Below are 13,665 nucleotides of genomic sequence, written 5' to 3'. Positions count from 1 at the left end.
GTTCCGCACGTCTTCGGGCAGGCCGTTCAGCTCGTAAAGTGCACGCCCATGGAAGCCATCGAACTTGTGGGTCACACCCGGCCTTTCCAATCGGCGGGGGTGTAACGAACAAAGGCGTCTTCGCGCCCGTGGATGGCGTCTTGTACCGCCTCCTCATATCCCGGCCGGGCGTATGCGATCGCGCGCAGGCGCCACTGCCGCAAGAGACGACGCACTTGCTTGAACCGTTCAAGATCGTGAGCGGCGTCGAGGGCCTGATCGTACTCTGCCCGGAACTGGGCACGATGTGGCGGCGGAAGTAGTTCGAAGATCGCGGCCGGGTCGTCGCCGGGATCTTGCCGCCCGACAGCATCGAGGAACTCGACGGTCATGGGCACAATCTACAGGGACACCCAGGACGGCGCCCTCCATGGGAAGCACTGATCCAGATGGACGGAACAGCGGTCGCGTCGAGGCCTCCTCAGCCGTCGGTGTGCGCGACACCGATCGGGCAGGCGACACCGGTGGAGTGCACCGGGCAGCAGCCGTTCGGCACCTTGTGGAGGTACTGCTGGTGGTAGTCCTACCGCTCAGGAGGTAATACGCACGGGTTTCTTGATCTCCGGACCGGTTCGGCAGGTCCCGGGTTGGACGGCGTCCGGCAAGGTGGTATCGCGATGGCCTGCACGGCTCGGTTAGCCGACCCACGTTACGTTGAAGATCGTAATGAGCTCAGTGGCCTCGTCGACCTTGAAGTACATGATGCCGAAGCCACCGAAGGTCGTATGGCGGAACTCGGGCTGATCCATGTATAGAACGCGCGCACATCCCACGGTTCCTCGATCAGCTCGACGGTTCTGGAGACCAGTGCATCAAGTGCCTTGGTTGGCAGTCCCTTCATCTCCGCCAGTGCAGCCACGTGGAGCTCCACGCGATAGGTCACCGGCCGTCAGCCCAGCCCGGAAACGCCTCGTCCATCGGCACGAACTCGTCTCGCCGATCCTCGCGCACGGCACGTTCTGCTTGCTCGAACGCGGGACTGGAGACGGCGATCGCGTGCAGCCTCCATCTGCGCAACAACTCTTGGAGCTGACTGAATCGCCAGACCTCGTGGGCTGCATCGAGGGCGCTGTGATATTCACTCAGAAACTGCGCATGCCACTTGTCGGGGAGCGTGCGCAAGATGTCGGCCGGGTCGTCCCCGACCTCGTGGAGCGGCTCGGCCGTCATGCCCTCATGCTATCCCTAGATGGTCTGACATCCGGAGATATCGGACAGGCGGCACCATCTCAGGCCTCCCCTTGACCCACGCCGATCGGGCAGGCGACACCGGTGGAGTGCACCGGGCAGTAGCCGTTCGGCACCTTGTGGAGGTATTGCTGGTGGTAGTCCTCGGCGTAGTAGTAGTCGCCGAGCGGGGTGATCTCGGTCGTGATTGCGCCGTAGCCGGACTGGGCGAGCGACTTTTCATACGCCTGCTTCGACGCCTCGGCGGCGACGCGTTGCTCGTCGCTGGTGACGTAGATCGCGGAGCGGTACTGCGTGCCGACGTCGTTGCCCTGGCGGTAGCCCTGGGTCGGGTCGTGGTTCTCCCAGAAGATCTTGAGCAAACCGGCGTAGGAGATCCGCTCCGGGTCGAAGACCACCCGCACGACCTCGGTGTGGCCCGTGCGGCCTGAGCAAACCTCCTCATACGTCGGGTTTGGCGTCGTTCCACCCGCATATCCGGAGGAGGTCGACCACACACCAGGCGTCTGCCAGAAGAGCCGCTCGGCACCCCAGAAGCACCCGAGGCCGAAGACCGCGACCTCATAGCCTTCGGGAACGGGACCTTCCAGCGGCGTGCCCAGCGTCGCGTGGGTCGTGGGCACAGGGAACGGCCGCTCGGCCCGGCCCGGCAAGGTCTCCTGTGGCTTGGGCATCTCACGCATACGGCCGAACAGTGCCATGGTCAGGCCTCACTTTCCGGTGACGGCGATCCTTCCTTCAGCGTAACGACCCGCTGCGACACCGGGACGTCGTGATCGCCGCCTCGGACTCCACATCCTTGGTGGTCAGCGACGGGTCGCCGTCCGTCCGCGGCGATGCATGAAGAAGTCGTACGGCAGGCCGAGACCCTGCTCGGGTACGGGATCGGTCCGGCCGGCCAGCAGGCTCGATCGCCGGCGGTCGAGTTCAGCTGACATCCGGGCGAGATCGGCTGGGCGCCGAAGTGCCTGGTCGCACCGTTCCGCCGGATCGTCACGCAGGTCGAAGAGTCGTGGCGCGGGATCGCGTGGCCGGCCGTAGAGATCGGGCAGAGGGAGACCGGCCGCGTCCGCGGCGTACGGCACGATCACCTTCTCCGTGGTCGTACGCAGCGCCGCCGACGCCTGCCGCGTCGACTCCACGGACACGACGCTGGAACGGATCTCGCTCGCCGATCCGTTGATCAGGGGCACCATGCTGCGTCCGGTCAGGTCGTACGCCGGCCTGGGGATGCCGCTCAGCTCACACAGAGTGGGCAACACGTCCTCGTGCGAGACCATGCCGTCAACCCGACCTTGCCCCGGGCCGGATCGGTCACCCGCCGGCAGTTTGAGGATCATTGCGAGCCGGGTCACGGCGTCATAGAGACCGTGATGGTCGAAGTAGAGGCCGCCCTCGCCGAAGCACTCGCCGTGGTCGGAGACCAACAGCAGGAGCGTGTTGTCCCAGCTCTGATGTGCCTTGAGGCCGTTGATCAACCGGCCGATCTGGTGGTCGACCTGGGAGATCTCACCGTCGTACTGCGCGAGAACGTACGCATAGTCGTCCGGATGGCGCAGGTTCATGTCGGCGAGAAACGCTTCGTAGTAGTCGGGATGGATGGCGCGGACCTGCGCCATGTCGACGGCCGGCATGCCCTGTGGCCCGGGGGGCATCTCGCCCGGCCGATAGTGCATCTCGTCATACGGCGGCAACGGGCCGTAGGGCGTGTGCGGATCCCAGTAGTGGATGAACAGCAACAAGGGCTTGTCGCGGGGCTTGGTGGCGAACTCCAACGCCCGGTCGGTCAGCTGCGTGCTCTGGTCGCCGAACGGTTTGTAGAGGAATCCCGAGTAGTGGTCGTAGCCTCGGGCGAACCACGTGCCCTTGCCCAACCCCTGCACGACGAGGTTGTCAAGCGCCACTGTCACATAGCCGGACTCCTTGGCCAGTTGGGGGAGGAGCTGGATGTCCTCGTCGAGATGCACCTGCGCCGGATGCGTGACCACCCTGTGCTGGTAGGGGTGTAGGCCAGACAACAACGTGGTGAACGACGGCGTGGTGGGGATGCCGGCCGCGTACGCCTGGTCGAAGACGACCGACTCGGCTGCCAGGGCGTCGATCGCTGGGGACGTCGCGATCGGATAGCCGTAGCAGCCGAGATGGTCCGGGCGGAGCGTGTCGACCGCGACGATGACGATGTTCGGCCGGCGGTCCACATTCTCGTCGTCGTTCACCGGAGGTACCGCTTGTGCACTGTCATGTGGGGCTACCGGGGTGCGTTGAGTTCGTTCGGGTCGGGAATTCCGGCCGCCTGGCCCACCCGCTGGGCGAGTGGCGTCGCGCCCGGGCCGACCTTCTCGTCGGGTTTCGGTGTCCCGATGTTGGTCGCGCACATGCCCTGGTCCGCGACCGGATCGGAGTCGCGGCCGGTCTCGGCGAGCCGTTTCGCCAACCAGGCGTCGAGAACTCCCTCGAGCTCCGCCACGACGTCCGGTCGGTCTTCTGCGATGTTGTTCTGCTCGCCCGGATCGGCTTCCAGGTCGAACAGTTCCTTCATCGGCCGGCCGTGCCGATCGGGTTCGATCGACCGGATGAACTTCCAGCGGTCCGTACGCACGCCCCGCTTGACCTGCCAGGTGGCCTCGGAGAGGAACACCTCGGTGTAGTTGGCGTCGCGGACGCCGTAGATGGAGGGAAGCAGGCTGATCCCTTCCATGCCTTCGGTCTGCGGGATGCCGACCAGGTCGAGCAGGGTCTGCGTGACGTCGAGGTTCTGCACGAGGCCAGGAACGCGACGGCCCGCCGGCAGCTTGCCGGGCCACGACATGATCAACGGGATGTGGACGTTGCCCTCGTAGAGGCCGTGGTGGTCGAAGTAGCCCAACTGCTCGTTGAGGACCTCGCCGTGGTCGGCGGTGATCACCACGATGGTGTCGTCCTTGACCGGCTCCAGGGCCGCGAACACCTTGGCGAGATAGCTGTCCATGTAGCGGATCTCACCGTCGTACAGGTTGATCACGTGTTCGGCGTCGGTGACCCCCGGCATCCAGTCGTGGAAGTACCACTTGAACGGCTCCCAGGTCCACGCCTCGTCCATGCTGTGGTTGGCGGGATCGTACGGATCGCGATCGCCGTCGGTGTAGAGGTCCTCGTAGCCCGGTGGCGGGAGGTAGGGCGTGTGCGGGTCCCAGTAGTGCAGGAAGAGGAAGAACGGCCGCGGATCGGCCACCACCTCCTCGATCGTCGGGAGCGCGAGGTCGGTGACCGTCTCCGCCTTGCGCAGCACGGTGGGATCCGACCGGTCCCACTGGTAGGTGCGGTAGTGCTCGAAACCTCTGCTGAAGTGCCGGTTCATGTTGTCGACGGCCGCGGTCACGTAACCGTTGTCGGCAAGGATCTCCGGCAGGAGCTTGATGCCGTCCTTGATCGGCACTCCGCCGCCGATGTTGACGATGTCGTGGGTGATGGCCTCCTTGCCGGAGAAGAGCGTGGTGAAGCTCGGGTGGGTGGGGATGTTCGGCGCGTAGCAGCGTTCGAAGACCACACCGGCGTTGGCGAACGCGTCGAGGTTCGGGCTCGTGTCCCGGTGGTATCCGTAGCAGCCGAGGTGATCCGCGCGCTGGGTGTCCAGCGCGATCAGCACGATGTTGGTCATCCGGCGACCTCCTCGACCGTGCCACCTTCGAACGAACGGATCGCCGCCTCGATGACCTCCTGCGCGGCGAGACCGTCAGCGCCCGAGCCATCGAGCGGACCGCCGGCCTGGACCTGGGAGACGAAGGCGTTGATGCGGTTGGAGAACGTTTCGCCGAAGCCTTCCATGCCGCCCATGATCGGGTTGTCGACCACCAGCTTCTCCGGCGACTCGCGGGGGAAGAACTCCAGGCGTTCGAAGACGTTCTCGATCACGAAACGTCCCTTGCTGCCGGCGACTTCGCAACGCTCGATCGGGTGGTAGCGGCTCGCGTCGTAGCTTCCGGTCAGGTGCCCGACGGCGCCGCTGGCGAACTGCACGTTGATCGAGGCGTTGGACCAGATGGCGCGGCCCGGTCCCTTGTGCAGGAACGCCTGCACCTTGCTGATCGGTCCACCGAAGTAGCGCATCACGTCGATGGAGTGTGGATGCAGCGCCCGCAGGTGGAACCATGGCGAACTCTCGTTGGGATTGTTGATCCAGAGCGCCATGTTGACGAAGAGGATGTCGCCGAGTTCGCCGTCCTCCTGCAGTTTCTTCGCCCGCGCGGCGGCCGGGGTGAAACGGTGGTTGAGGTTGACACCGAGAAGGACGCCGGCATCCTTCGCCGCCTGAACCATCTCTCGCGCTTCGGTGAGATTGTTGGAGATCGGCTTCTCGACGAGGACGTGTTTGCCGGCCGCGATCAGCGCCATGGTCGGGGCGTGGTGGTGGCCGCCGTTCTCCGGCCCGGCGGTGGCCACGCTGACGGCGTCGAGTTCCTCGGCGTCGATCATTTCCTCGAGACTGTGATAGGCCGGTATTCCGTACTGCTTGCCTACCGGGTCGACGCGTTCGGGCAGCAGGTCGCAGACCGCCACGAGTTCAGCATCAGGGTTGTTGGTGTAACAGCGGGCGTGGTTCTTGCCGATCCCACCCAGCCCGACGATACCTACCCGGAGCATGGGCCCTCCCAATCTGTTGGCACTGGACGTCTGGATACTGGACGTGTCGACGCTGGACGTCTCGATCCTGATCGCGTCGATCCTGAGTATGCCGGCGCGGCTCTTGTCGGCGCGGGTGGTGCGTGCGTTGGTCCTGCCACGCATCCCGTGCGGTATCCACTAACCGGCATTGATCTCCTGCAGGCAACGGTGGAGATATCCGCGGCTCTCGGCGGCGATACTGCTCGCCTGGGCGGGGGAGTACGAACCGGCGCCGATCACCTCGAGGTTGAGCGGCCCGTCGTAGCCCACCTCGGCGAGGGCGCGCAGGGTGGCCGGGATGTCGACCGTTCCGCGCCCGGGAATCTGCGTCGGCGGCGGACCGACCTTCTGCTCCCGGCTCGCGCAGTCCCGGAAGTGTGAGGTGACGATCCGTTCACCCCAGCTCTTCGCGATGTCGTCCGGGTTTTCGTCGGCCCGGAACAGGTGACTCGGGTCGAAGTTGAGCCCCAGCGCGGGATGGGTCACCTCGGAGGTCAGCCGCAAAGCGCTCGCGCCGTTGTAGATCGCCTGCCCCACATGGGGTTTGACGGCAAGCGTCAGGGAGTACTCCCCGGCCAGTTCGGCGAGCGTGGCGAGGTGGGCGATCGCCTGCTTCGTGGACTCCTCGTCGCCGGTCTTGCCGCCAGAACCGACGTTGACGATCGGGATCTCGAGCCTGGTCGCGAGGTCGAAGATCCTTTCGAGCCGGTCGCGGTCGGTGGTGGCGGCTTCGATCGCCGTGGCGGTGAGGCCGTTGTCGCCGAGCAGGGTGGTGAGGCGTTTGATGGCGCCGGTGTCATTGTCGGGGGAGATGTGCTCGCACATGCCTTTGATCGCCGCGAACTCGACGTAGGAATATCCGGCGAAGGCGATCGCCTCGACCGCGGATTCGACGTCGACGGACGCGAACAGGACGGTATTGCATCCCAGCTTCATGGGACAGCATCCTTTCTCAACAAATTCGATCCTTCTGCCATCGGATGGATTCGTCCCATTCGACATAGCGCAACGGAAGATCGCGCCAGTACCACGTCGACTCGTCATCGGGCCAGGTGGCATAGATCTCGTCCCACGTCGCGACACCGCAGTGCACGTCGAGGGCACGTCGTTCGATCACCTCGTGCAGGGGCTGGTAGCGGAAGTCGCAGGAGAGGCGAACCCGGTCGGGCTGGCCGTTGGGCAGCGCCTTGTGCACAGTCCGGCTGGAGAACGTGAGCACGTCGCCCGCCTCGAAGTCCCCTTCAGCCCATGTCAGGTCGAGGTTGCAGAGGTAGGCCTCCAGCCCGCCGGCCCCGTCCGCGGCCTTGTAGGACAGGAGCCCGTCATGGTGCGAACCGTCCAGCACGGTGAGGCCGCCGAGGCTTCGCGGGCAGTCGCCCAGCGGAAGCCACGCTGTCCATACGTTCGGGCTGCCCTGGACGTGGATGAAGTCCTGGTGCGGTGGGGTGGGGTTGCTGTCGCCGCGCGGCACCATCATCCGGGCGATGTTGCGAGGGTGCCGGAGGACCGGCGCGTCGAAGAGTGCGGCGTACAACGCCTGCAGTCGTGGGTGGTCGGAGAGTTGGTGGAACTCCCGCACGTGTTGCGCGTCGCGGTAGGCCGCCGGTGTCACGCCGACACCGCAGAACTCCGTCTCGGCCGGATCTTCGCGTTCGTACGCAGGGACGTCCGCGATCCCCTCGCCGACTGGTGTGCCCGGAGCGAGCCAACCGTGTCGGTCGATGATCTCGAGGAACCGCTGGCGTACGTCGAGGACCGCCGAACGAGGCAACAGCCCGCGCAGGAAGAGGTAGCCGCGCTCGTCGGCGCGGGCACGCAGGGCGGGCGGGTCGCCGAGCAGGTCGGAGGAGTCGAGGAACGGCGTCGTACGCGTCGGGCCGGTGGTCGTCGGGGCCGTCATCGAACGCTCCGGGGTCGGGATCGGTCGCTCATGGTCGCGCCAGGAACGGGTCGGAAGAAAATCGTTTCATCCAGCGTCGAGGGAGGTACGCCGCGAGTACATGGCCTGACCGGTCTTGGCAGCCGGAGTTCGCGTGGACGAACTTCGCCCTTCTGAGACCTCCACGGTGCGTCGGCGACGACCGACGCTGGGTCTCAGGTGACGACGGGCGTGAGGTCGGCCGCGGGCCGGTGCGGACGTCCGCCTCGGGGGCGACCTCGCCGCTGGTCGGGCCGCGCGGCGAGGGTGGCGGACACGTCGGCCAGGCGCACGACCGCCTCGGCGAGATCGGTTTCGGGCAGTGCGTAGGGCAGGCGCAGGAACCGCTCGAACGCACCATCCGTCCCGAATCTCGGGCCCTCCGCCAGCCGCACGCCCTGCTGGCCGGCGAGCACCGCGAGGGTGCTGGACACCGGGGCGTCGAGCTCGCACCACAGGCTCAGGCCACCGGGCGGCAGCTCGAACCGCCAACGCGGCAGGTGAGCGGCCAGAGCCTCGGCGAGTGCCGCCCTTCGGCTGCGTACCATCGATCGCCGCTCGGTCAGGATCGGCCCGTGCCGCACCATCAGCTCGGCGGCGGTCAGCTGGCTGAGGATCGACGTACCCAGGTCCGTCACCGCGCGGACGCCGAGCAACGTCGGCACCAGCGACGCCGGCGCGCGGAGCCAGCCGACCCCGAGGCCACCCCAGTAACACTTGCTGGTGCTGCCGACGAGGAGGACCCGGTCGTGCCGGTCGTACGCGGCGAGCGGGTGGGGCATGGAGTCCGGCTCGACGTCGAGGGCGAGGTCGACCAGTGTCTCGTCGGCGACGGTGAGAGTCCGGGTCCGCGCGGCGGTCGCCGCGACCCGCTCGCGCGTGCTCGCCGACATCAACAGGCCGGTCGGATTGTGGAAGTCGGGAACGAGGTAGGCGAGCCGCGGCGCGGACTGGCGCAGCGTCGCCTCGAACATCGCGACGTCCCAGCCGTCGGGGCGCAGCGGGACCGGCACTGCGCGGGCCGGCACCTGGCGGATCGCCTCGAGGACGTTGGGGTAGGTGGGGTGCTCGACGAGGACCCGATCGCCCGGACTCACGAACGCCCGCAGGATCAGCGCGAACGACTGCAACGACCCGCCGGTGACGAGGATCTGGTCGGGAGTCGTCGGCAGGCCCCGTTCGGTGTAGCGGTGGGCGAGCAGCTCACGCAGGTTCGGCACACCGAGCGGGGTGTAGCCGTGGCCGCGGAGGTAGGTCGGCAGGGCGTAGGTGGCGGCCTCGACGGCCGCGGCCATCCCGGGCGGCGCGGGCAGCGCGGCCGCACAGAGGTCCAGGGCCTCGTCGTCGGGATCGGCCGCGGGCATGATCGCCCCGCCGCCGGGTCCGAGGCCGCCGTTGGTGCGGTGGGTGGTGCCTGGCGCGCCGGCGCCCGGGGGCACCTGGATGCGGCTCGCCGCGCCGCGCCGGCTGGCGAGGAAGCCGGACTCCCGCAGGACGCCGTACGCGGCGGCGACGGTCGTGCGGCTCGCACCGAGCGCGCGGGCGAACTCGCGCTCACTGGGCAGCCGGGTGCTCGGTGGCAGCCGGCCGTCGAGAACCAGGAGGCGGATCCGGTCGGCGAGCGCGCGGTAGGAGGGCCCGCCGTGATGCCAGGAGCCGAGCATGTCGACGAGCTGGTTCGCCGTCGCGGAGCGATCCAACATGCATGCCACTCTCACACGACTGGCTCTGGAATACCAGGCCAGTTGTGGGTGAGGATCGCAGACGTGCCCGCTGAGTCCCGCAATGTCAATGACAAGTCCGCACACAATGCCGCGCCCATCTCCGCCCATGCGGTCGAGTTCGCGTCGAGCCCGCTCGCCGCTCTCCGTGAGGGTCGGCTGACCCGCCGGTTCGTGCAGCTCTTCCTCGGCCTGACGCTCTACGGCGCCTCGATGGCGTTGATGATCCGTTCGACACTCGGCCTCGACCCCTGGGACGTGTTCCACCAGGGGCTCATGGAGCACACGCCACTGTCGTTCGGGGTGATCGTGATCATCATCAGCGGTGTCGTGCTGCTCGCCTGGATTCCGCTGCGGCAGGTGCCCGGGATCGGCACCGTCTGCAACGCCGTCGTGATCGGGATCGTCGTCGACGCCACCTTGCTCGTGCTGCCGGCACCGGAGTCGATGGCGCTGCGGATCGTGTTCATGGTGTCCGGCATCGTGCTCAACGCGGTCGCGGGCGGTGCCTACATCGGTGCGCGCCTAGGCCCTGGACCTCGCGACGGGCTGATGACCGGGCTCGTCCGGCGCACTGGACGATCGGTCCGGCTCGTACGTACGGTCATCGAGGTCACCGTGCTCGCGATCGGCTGGCTGCTCGGTGGCACGGTCGGTGTGGGGACGGTGCTCTACGCCGTGAGCATCGGCCCACTCGTCCACATCTTCCTCCCGCGGTTCACGGTGCCGGCACCCGTGGCCAGCGCCTCCGCGCTGGACGAGCGGCAGCGAGCCGTTGGATGAGCGTGTCCCTGTGGCAGCGAGCCGTTGGATGAGCGTGCCCCTGGGCAAAACCGTCTCATGGGTCGGCATTGCCGGGCGATGGCCGCTCCCGGACGTCGCGCTGGGTAGCCTCAGGCCATGAACGAGCAGCACCACGGCTTCGAGACTCTGGCGATCCACGCGGGCCAGGAGGCCGACCCCGCGACCGGCGCGGTGATCACCCCGATCTTCGCCACCAGCACCTACCGCCAGGACGGCGTCGGCAAGCCGCGCCAGGGCTATGAGTACTCGCGTACGCAGAACCCCACCCGGGCCGCGTTGGAGGAATGCCTCGCCGCGCTCGAACACGGCGCCCGCGGCCTCGCCTTCGCCAGCGGCATGGCAGCCGAGGACACCCTCCTGCGTACCCTCTGCAAACCCGGCGACCACGTGGTCATCCCCGATGATGCCTACGGCGGCACCTACCGGCTCTTCGCCAAGGTCGCCGAGCCGTGGGGCCTCGCGCACACACCCGTCCACGTCGCCGACGTCGACGCCGTACGTGCGGCGCTCAGATCCCGGCCGACCGCGCTGCTGTGGGTCGAGACGCCGACCAACCCGCTGCTCGCCGTCGCCGACATCGCCCGACTCGCCGAGGTCGCCCACGAGGCCGGCGCGCTGCTCGTCGTCGACAACACCTTCGCCTCGCCCTATCTCCAGCAGCCGTTGACGCTCGGCGCCGATGTCGTCGTCCACTCCACGACGAAGTACGCGGGCGGCCACTCCGACGTGGTGGGCGGCGCGCTGGTGACGGCCGACGCGACACTGGGTGAGCGGCTTGCGTACGGCCAGAATGCGATGGGTGCGGTGGCGGGCCCGTTCGACGCGTGGCTGGTGCTGCGGGGGCTGAAGACCCTGGCCGTACGCATGGAACGCCACAGCGACAACGCCGAGCGCATCGCCGCGTACCTCGCCGGCCATCCGAAGGTCGGCCAGGTCCTCTATCCGGGCCTGCCCGAACACCCGGGCCACGAGGTGGCGGCGAAGCAGATGCGGCGGTTCGGCGGGATCGTGTCGTTCCGGCTGGCGGGTGGTGCCGCGGCCGCGATCGAGGTCTGTGAGCGGACGACCCTCTTCACCCTCGCCGAGTCCCTCGGTGGCATCGAGTCGCTGATCGAGCATCCGGGACAGATGACGCACGCCAGCGCGGCCGGGTCGCCGCTGGAGGTGCCCGACGACCTGGTGCGGTTGTCGGTGGGCATCGAGACAATTGACGACCTCCTCGACGATCTGGCGCAGGCGCTCGGCTGACCGGCAGTGCCCGTTCGGCTGACCCGGCCTGCCCGTTCGGCTGACGCGCGTGGCACGAACCCGCTGGAGTGCCGAGGTGCGAACCGCCGAGATGGCCTCATGCTGCAGGAGGAACGACGATGAGTGAGAGTACGCCCGCGAGCCCGAACCCGCTGGCCTGGTGGGAGATCCAGGTCCCTGATCTCGACGTGGGTCAGGCGTTCTACGGTGCAGTCTTCGGCTGGACGTTCGAGCCGTTCGAGGACGGCTTCGTGGTGGCGAAGACGGCCGACGGCACGATGGTCGGCGGGCTCGACACCTCCGCCGGTGACGCCCCTCCGGCGGGCCGCCGCGTCCACGTGTACTTCCGGTCCGACGACCTCGAAGCCACCCTTCGTGCGGTCCAGGCGGCGGGTGGCGCGGTGGTGCAGCCGCGGACGCTGATCTCGCAGGAGTACGGCTGGTTCGCGACGGCCGCCGATCCGTCGGGGCTCCAGTTCGGTCTGGTCACCGACAAGCCCGCGGGCTCGACGGCATGAGTGAGGGCTGAGGCCCACTCCTACCGTCCACGAGCGTCCCCGGCGGCGGATTCCTCTGCTGGCGTTCGGCCACCACCCTCTACGCTTGCGCCGGTGACGATCAACGACCTGACGGCGCGGGCGATGCGGGTCCACGCGCTGTACGACGAACTCAACCACCGGCAACGCGGCCGCACCTGGAACCGGGAGGAGTTCGTCCTCGGATTCATGGGCGACGTCGGGGACCTCGCCAAGCTCACCATGGCGGCCGAGGGTGCGCGCGACATGCCGGGGGGCCGGGCCGCCCTCGGGCACGAGCTGGCCGACTGTCTCTGGTCGGTGCTCGTTCTCGCCCGGCTCTACGACGTGGATCTCGACGCGGAGTTCGAGCAGATGACGGCGAAGCTCGCCGCTTCGCTCACCGACCGTCTGCGCGAAGGCTGAGACGGCCTCTGATCAGGCGCGGGAAACCGGGGTCAAGCCCGGCACGGACCGCACGGTTCCCGTACATGATCATGGCGCGAGGGTGTCCGGACCATGGCGAGGGTGGCGGTTGGCCTGGGGCGGCGGCCCGCTTTCCACGTCCCACCAGCGAGTCGGCACAGGTCGTTCCGATGGTGTCCACGACCGCCGCTCGTGCGTCGCACGAGGTGGCTGCCGCGCGGTATGACTAGCTCCATGACGAGCCCCACCACCCCCCAGAACCCGCTGCGGATCGGCGTCAAGCTCGCCCCGCAGCACACCACCATCGACGAGCTCCGCGGCGTATGGCAGCTGGCCGACGAGGCCGGATTCGACAGCGTCTGGAACTTCGACCACTTCGCGTCCATCGGCAGCGACGACCCGTCGGGTGACGTCTTCGAGGGCTGGACCCTGCTGGCCGCGATGGCCGAGGGCACCAGCCGGGTACGCATCGGCTGCATGGTCAGCGGCAACACCTACCGGCACCCAGCCGTACTCGCCAAGATGGCGGTCACGGTCGACCACCTGTCCGGCGGACGGCTGGACTTCGGCCTCGGCGCGGCGTGGGCGGAGGTCGAGCATTCCATGCTCGGCCTGCAGTTCGGGACCGTGGGCGAACGCATGAACCGGTTCGAGGAAGCCTGCGAGATCATCACGTCTCTGTGGACCCAACCGACGACGACGTTCGCCGGCAAGCACTACCAACTGTCCGACGCCCTCTCCAACCCGAAGCCGGTCCAGCGTCCGTACCCTCCGTTCTGGATCGGCGGCAGCGGGCGCAAGCGCACCTTGCGGATCACGGCGAGGTACGCCGACGCGTGGAACGCCGCGGGTGGGTCGATCGAGGAGATCGCCGAGCTGTCCGGGGTCCTCGACCAGCACTGTGCGGACGTGGGACGCGACCCCGCCGCGATCCGGCGCACGGTGCAGGTCCGGTTCGGCGAGAACCTGACCGACCCGGCGGACCTCCTGCCGGTCGTCGAGTCCTACGCCGGAATCGGGATCGGCGAGGTGATCGTCGTCCTGCGCGGCGGTGACGCTGTGGCGCGGGCGGAGAAAGTCGCGACCGTCCTCCCACGGCTGCGGTCGATCGGCTGACCGCGCAGGTGTGACGGTGCGGCCGGGTCGTCGCTACCGCCCCGGGCAG

At 67.9% G+C, this 13,665-nt stretch carries 15 protein-coding genes; 6 read left to right on the top strand and 9 right to left on the bottom strand.

Going from position 1 to position 13,665, the window contains the following annotated elements:
- Nucleotides 1-71: 71 nt before the first annotated feature.
- The 6 genes from ABN028_RS09950 to ABN028_RS09925 all read right to left on the bottom strand — a co-directional run bounded on the left by ABN028_RS09950 (nt 72) and on the right by ABN028_RS09925 (nt 5,847).
- Nucleotides 72-371, bottom strand: coding sequence for a DUF6247 family protein (locus tag ABN028_RS09950; RefSeq protein ID WP_349325390.1), 300 nt, complete (start codon nt 369-371; stop codon nt 72-74).
- 547 nt (nt 372-918) lie between these two features.
- Nucleotides 919-1,209, bottom strand: a complete 291-nt coding sequence (locus tag ABN028_RS09945; protein WP_349325388.1) for a DUF6247 family protein — start codon at nt 1,207-1,209, stop codon at nt 919-921.
- Between the two features lie 59 nt (nt 1,210-1,268).
- A complete protein-coding gene (gene msrA / locus ABN028_RS09940) occupies nt 1,269-1,901 on the bottom strand; it encodes a peptide-methionine (S)-S-oxide reductase MsrA (protein WP_349696392.1) in 633 nt (210 codons plus the stop codon).
- A gap of 132 nt (nt 1,902-2,033) precedes the next feature.
- On the bottom strand, nt 2,034-3,443 hold the full coding sequence (locus tag ABN028_RS09935; RefSeq protein WP_349696391.1) for a sulfatase family protein: 1,410 nt from the start codon (nt 3,441-3,443) through the stop codon (nt 2,034-2,036).
- Between the two features lie 32 nt (nt 3,444-3,475).
- Entirely contained in the window at nt 3,476-4,864 is a 1,389-nt protein-coding gene (locus ABN028_RS09930; RefSeq protein WP_349325385.1) for a sulfatase family protein, read from the bottom strand.
- Entirely contained in the window at nt 4,861-5,847 is a 987-nt protein-coding gene (locus tag ABN028_RS09925; protein ID WP_349325384.1) for a Gfo/Idh/MocA family protein, read from the bottom strand. Before ABN028_RS09925 ends, ABN028_RS09930 begins: the two co-directional genes overlap by 4 nt.
- Here ABN028_RS09925 and ABN028_RS09920 point away from each other — a divergent pair.
- A complete protein-coding gene (locus ABN028_RS09920; RefSeq protein ID WP_349696390.1) occupies nt 5,846-6,010 on the top strand; it encodes a hypothetical protein in 165 nt (54 codons plus the stop codon). The genes ABN028_RS09925 and ABN028_RS09920 overlap by 2 nt on opposite strands.
- On the opposite strand, the gene ABN028_RS09915 is transcribed toward ABN028_RS09920, so the two are convergent.
- The 3 genes from ABN028_RS09915 to yczR all read right to left on the bottom strand — a co-directional run bounded on the left by ABN028_RS09915 (nt 6,007) and on the right by yczR (nt 9,489).
- The gene (locus ABN028_RS09915; RefSeq protein ID WP_349325382.1) at nt 6,007-6,804 is read right to left on the bottom strand and encodes a sugar phosphate isomerase/epimerase family protein; all 798 of its coding nucleotides are present in this window, start codon (nt 6,802-6,804) and stop codon (nt 6,007-6,009) included. The two genes, ABN028_RS09920 and ABN028_RS09915, sit on opposite strands and share 4 nt — an antisense overlap.
- Nucleotides 6,805-6,820: 16 nt before the next feature.
- Complete coding sequence (locus tag ABN028_RS09910) at nt 6,821-7,768, bottom strand: phytanoyl-CoA dioxygenase family protein (RefSeq protein ID WP_349696389.1); 948 nt, start codon at nt 7,766-7,768, stop codon at nt 6,821-6,823.
- A gap of 194 nt (nt 7,769-7,962) precedes the next feature.
- On the bottom strand, nt 7,963-9,489 hold the full coding sequence (gene yczR / locus ABN028_RS09905) for a MocR-like transcription factor YczR (RefSeq protein ID WP_349696388.1): 1,527 nt from the start codon (nt 9,487-9,489) through the stop codon (nt 7,963-7,965).
- A 63-nt stretch (nt 9,490-9,552) separates the two neighbouring features.
- On the opposite strand from yczR, the gene yczE reads away from it, so the two are divergent.
- From yczE to ABN028_RS09880, 5 genes are all read left to right on the top strand, one after another.
- Nucleotides 9,553-10,290 carry a membrane protein YczE gene (gene yczE / locus ABN028_RS09900; RefSeq protein ID WP_349696387.1) on the top strand — a complete coding sequence of 246 codons (738 nt, stop codon included), beginning with the start codon at nt 9,553-9,555 and terminating at the stop codon, nt 10,288-10,290.
- Nucleotides 10,291-10,407: 117 nt separating this feature from the next.
- Nucleotides 10,408-11,559, top strand: coding sequence for a cystathionine gamma-synthase (locus ABN028_RS09895; RefSeq protein ID WP_349696386.1), 1,152 nt, complete (start codon nt 10,408-10,410; stop codon nt 11,557-11,559).
- A gap of 119 nt (nt 11,560-11,678) precedes the next feature.
- A complete protein-coding gene (locus ABN028_RS09890) occupies nt 11,679-12,077 on the top strand; it encodes a VOC family protein (RefSeq protein WP_349696385.1) in 399 nt (132 codons plus the stop codon).
- Between the two features lie 93 nt (nt 12,078-12,170).
- A complete protein-coding gene (locus ABN028_RS09885) occupies nt 12,171-12,500 on the top strand; it encodes a MazG nucleotide pyrophosphohydrolase domain-containing protein (RefSeq protein WP_349696384.1) in 330 nt (109 codons plus the stop codon).
- A gap of 234 nt (nt 12,501-12,734) precedes the next feature.
- Complete coding sequence (locus ABN028_RS09880) at nt 12,735-13,616, top strand: LLM class F420-dependent oxidoreductase (protein ID WP_349325375.1); 882 nt, start codon at nt 12,735-12,737, stop codon at nt 13,614-13,616.
- The last annotated feature ends 49 nt before the right edge of the window (nt 13,617-13,665 follow it).

Origin of the sequence: Actinopolymorpha sp. B17G11, assembly GCF_040196095.1 — a bacterium.
Lineage (GTDB): Bacteria > Actinomycetota > Actinomycetes > Propionibacteriales > Actinopolymorphaceae > Thermasporomyces.
Note: the sequence above shows the minus strand (reverse complement) of the source record. Positions and strands in the feature narration are given on the sequence as shown.

What these genes read in the sequence shown, in the direction of transcription:
- ABN028_RS09915 (WP_349325382.1), bottom strand. Translation starts at nt 6,804, where the DNA reads ATGAAGCTGGGATGCAATACCGTCCTGTTCGCGTCCGTCGACGTCGAA.
- ABN028_RS09930 (WP_349325385.1), bottom strand. Translation starts at nt 4,864, where the DNA reads ATGACCAACATCGTGCTGATCGCGCTGGACACCCAGCGCGCGGATCAC.
- ABN028_RS09880 (WP_349325375.1), top strand. Translation starts at nt 12,735, where the DNA reads ATGACGAGCCCCACCACCCCCCAGAACCCGCTGCGGATCGGCGTCAAG.
- ABN028_RS09920 (WP_349696390.1), top strand. Translation starts at nt 5,846, where the DNA reads ATGGGCCCTCCCAATCTGTTGGCACTGGACGTCTGGATACTGGACGTG.
- ABN028_RS09945 (WP_349325388.1), bottom strand. Translation starts at nt 1,209, where the DNA reads ATGACGGCCGAGCCGCTCCACGAGGTCGGGGACGACCCGGCCGACATC.
- yczR (WP_349696388.1), bottom strand. Translation starts at nt 9,489, where the DNA reads ATGTTGGATCGCTCCGCGACGGCGAACCAGCTCGTCGACATGCTCGGC.
- ABN028_RS09925 (WP_349325384.1), bottom strand. Translation starts at nt 5,847, where the DNA reads ATGCTCCGGGTAGGTATCGTCGGGCTGGGTGGGATCGGCAAGAACCAC.
- ABN028_RS09910 (WP_349696389.1), bottom strand. Translation starts at nt 7,768, where the DNA reads ATGACGGCCCCGACGACCACCGGCCCGACGCGTACGACGCCGTTCCTC.
- msrA (WP_349696392.1), bottom strand. Translation starts at nt 1,901, where the DNA reads ATGCCCAAGCCACAGGAGACCTTGCCGGGCCGGGCCGAGCGGCCGTTC.
- ABN028_RS09950 (WP_349325390.1), bottom strand. Translation starts at nt 371, where the DNA reads ATGACCGTCGAGTTCCTCGATGCTGTCGGGCGGCAAGATCCCGGCGAC.
- ABN028_RS09895 (WP_349696386.1), top strand. Translation starts at nt 10,408, where the DNA reads ATGAACGAGCAGCACCACGGCTTCGAGACTCTGGCGATCCACGCGGGC.
- ABN028_RS09890 (WP_349696385.1), top strand. Translation starts at nt 11,679, where the DNA reads ATGAGTGAGAGTACGCCCGCGAGCCCGAACCCGCTGGCCTGGTGGGAG.